The organism is Leptospira dzoumogneensis, assembly GCF_004770895.1.
In the GTDB taxonomy this organism is placed as follows: Bacteria; Spirochaetota; Leptospiria; order Leptospirales; family Leptospiraceae; genus Leptospira_B; species Leptospira_B dzoumogneensis.
Window position 1 is genome coordinate 1 of the sequence record NZ_RQHS01000007.1, and the last position, 2,808, is coordinate 2,808.

General features: G+C 36.5%; 4 protein-coding genes. All 4 read right to left on the reverse strand.

Going from position 1 to position 2,808, the window contains the following annotated elements:
• Window positions 1-139 precede the first annotated feature (139 nt).
• The 4 genes from EHR06_RS19110 to EHR06_RS05635 all read right to left on the reverse strand — a co-directional run bounded on the left by EHR06_RS19110 (window position 140) and on the right by EHR06_RS05635 (window position 2,637).
• On the reverse strand, window positions 140-952 hold the full coding sequence (locus EHR06_RS19110; RefSeq protein ID WP_167492273.1) for an Lp29 family lipoprotein: 813 nt from the start codon (window positions 950-952) through the stop codon (window positions 140-142).
• Window positions 953-1,166: 214 nt separating this feature from the next.
• The gene (locus EHR06_RS19255) at window positions 1,167-1,661 is read right to left on the reverse strand and encodes a hypothetical protein (protein WP_244288515.1); all 495 of its coding nucleotides are present in this window, start codon (window positions 1,659-1,661) and stop codon (window positions 1,167-1,169) included.
• A 6-nt stretch (window positions 1,662-1,667) separates the two neighbouring features.
• Window positions 1,668-2,012, reverse strand: coding sequence for a hypothetical protein (locus tag EHR06_RS19260; RefSeq protein ID WP_244288516.1), 345 nt, complete (start codon window positions 2,010-2,012; stop codon window positions 1,668-1,670).
• A 250-nt stretch (window positions 2,013-2,262) separates the two neighbouring features.
• Complete coding sequence (locus EHR06_RS05635; RefSeq protein ID WP_135756114.1) at window positions 2,263-2,637, reverse strand: hypothetical protein; 375 nt, start codon at window positions 2,635-2,637, stop codon at window positions 2,263-2,265.
• Between the last annotated feature and the right edge of the window lie 171 nt (window positions 2,638-2,808).

A 2,808-nucleotide genomic window follows, 5' to 3' on the forward strand; every position in this document is an offset into this window, starting at 1 on the left:
GTTTTGCGTTGGAACGAGTTTGCTCTGCAAACGCAGTGACAAAGCAAAATGTGGCGTAGCCCGAGTGAGTGGTCGCGATAGCGATCCACGAACGGAGCGGAAGCACCGACAGTTAGCCGAAGTAAAGTCAGTCAACTATCTAGGTATTATCTAGTAATGTCTGAATGGCAAAGTCCATTCCTAGCAAAATATTATCCGACCAAAGACATCCAGGCTGCTTGCGAGCAAACGCGTTTGGTGTATTGTCTTTGATTGAACAATTGTATCCACTCTTTTCCCAAAAACTATGAAAGACGAAGTATCTCTTTTCAATTTCAAATTCGTCAATCAGTACAAAATATTTATTATAAATTAAAAATTTAGAGTTTGAATATTGATGATCAACTATTGGCAGATAATTTAATGTAAATAGAGATGTGAAATATGAACCGACTATAGTAAAAACCCCTGTAAAATCTGTTGCCTGAAAAGGAGAGTAATTAATTGCGAGAACATAGTAATCTACTCCCCGATTATAGAACCTCCCATATTGATCATAGAATTCAGAGGATTGATAAAACGATTCCTGCTTTGTTTTATTTAAAAATTCTCTTTCCATCGCTAAATAATTTTTCATTAAATAATAGTTTAAAGATTCATCGTAATATCCGCTTATTGGGAAGAAAGATAAATCTTTTCCTATCCCGAAGTTTCTCATTAGATATTTTTCTTTGATTGCTACTGGAACTCTATATAAGAATCTAGATGGATAATAATAACGACGTCCAGGCAGAACAACGGCATTTTTTGGTTTACGAGTAGCTTCAAAGTAATCTTGAAAGTATTCATAATGATTGAAACCGATAAGAGCAATATTCCTTTTCTCGGCTTTACTCTTCTCTGATGTATTTGGGAATCTTAAGCTTGGTTGCTCAACAGAAAAGTATGAATAACATCCCGTGAATATAAACAAACAACTGCAGACTCTTGCTATTAAAGATTTCTTAAACAAATACATTTTACTGACTTTATTTCGGCTAACGACCAAGGTGTTCCGACGTTTGCAATGGCGCGAGACTTGCTCTGCAAGGCGAGTGACAGAAGCAAATGTGGCGAAGCCCGAGCGAGAGTCGCGTTAGCGATCTCGAAGCGAAGCGGAAGCACCGTAAGTTAGACGAAGTGCTCAATTATTTCTTTTTAATTGTATAAGTAAATGAAATGCCAGACAGAGTATCAATTTTATTTACGCAGAGAACATACCCATTATCTAAATTCAAATTATATTGCCAAGGCTCATAATTTTTGGCTTTAGTTTCAATTAACGTTGGCAGTAGAGGCAAATAGTTTTCTTCTATTTGGTAATTCGATTCAATTATTTCAGGAGCGTACGCAAATCCTGCATCGCCAAGTGCCCATTTACTATTGTCTTCAAAGGTAAAAATTGGCGTATACATTTTTCGATTTTGGTCGGGATAAAGTCTTCCAATTTCAATTAATAATTCTTTCTTTTTCAAAAGCCTCTTTTGCTCGAACAAAATCATTGGGCCAGCAAGCAATGCCTCATAATGTTCTTGAATTATCTCTTTTGTTACGCCTTTGGTTTCAGCAAATTGATCTGTCAGATTCGTAATTTCTTCATCGAGTTCATTAAAAAAATTCCGTAAGTCTTTCAATTCATCCAATATCAGCTACTTCCCTTCCATTTTCGCAGAAGAAATCGAATGTTCCCACCAATAATGGTGAGCGAGACGATTTCTCTCCATTAAGGCTTTTTCAAGCTTAGACATTAACCCCGATTCAATTCCGATTCCTTTATTTTTAATGATGAGAATTAATCCGCCAAATGTGTTCTTAAACATCTCCTCTAATTCATAGTCGAATTGAAACTTCGTAATTTCTCGATCTTTAGTGAGTGTAAAAGTAATCCAAATACCTAACGATTTCTCCAGTGATTGAGCGAAGTACATAGCAAGACCATAATGTGCAAAAGTCTCCCTGCTCCAATAAGCTTCTTCGTTTATTTCTTCTTTCATCAGATTTCTTGAGCATTTCGTCTAACGACCAAGGTGTTCCGACGTTTCGCGAGTGCGAAGCACTTGGCGCGAGGCTTGCCATGCAAGACGAGTGACAAAGCGAAATGTGGCGTAGCCCAAGCAAGGGTTGCGTAGCAATCCCGCAGCGCTGCGGAAGCACCGACAGTTAGTCGCAGTTTTTAAGTTTGTAGTGTTCACTTATACTCTTTCAAATTTTTTGCAAGCTTGCATTTTTAAACGCGGCACTACTCTATTCTTCCAGCTCAAAATAATAATAACTTGGCTGGATACTTGGAAAATTAAATTCCTTAACAACTTCTTTATAATTTGGACATTTCAAAAATACTTTGTATTTCGATTCTTTCGACCAAGTTATATCTTGATATAACAGAACCCCGTCAGTTATGAAAACTTTGTGTCGAGATATAATTTTATTGGGATCAGGCGTGAATGCTACACCTTTAATTTCAAGCAATTTGAAGTATAAATCACATTCACCATTAAACTTTGATAAATATGATTTTGAACCAAATCTATGCTTAACGAAAACATTATTCTCTATCTTCAGAATACCATCGCATGAGAGCAGAACCCCAACAAATACAAGTAATAGTGCCTTTTTCATTAATGAACTTATTATAATTATTTCTCTGAATTAATATAATTTATAAGAAATTTTTGCAAGATTTATAAACGAATGCTAATTTTAAAAATTGCGACTAACGACCAAGGTGCTCCGACGTTCGCAACGGCACGAGTTTGCTTTGCAAACGAAGTGACGGAAGCGAATGTGCCG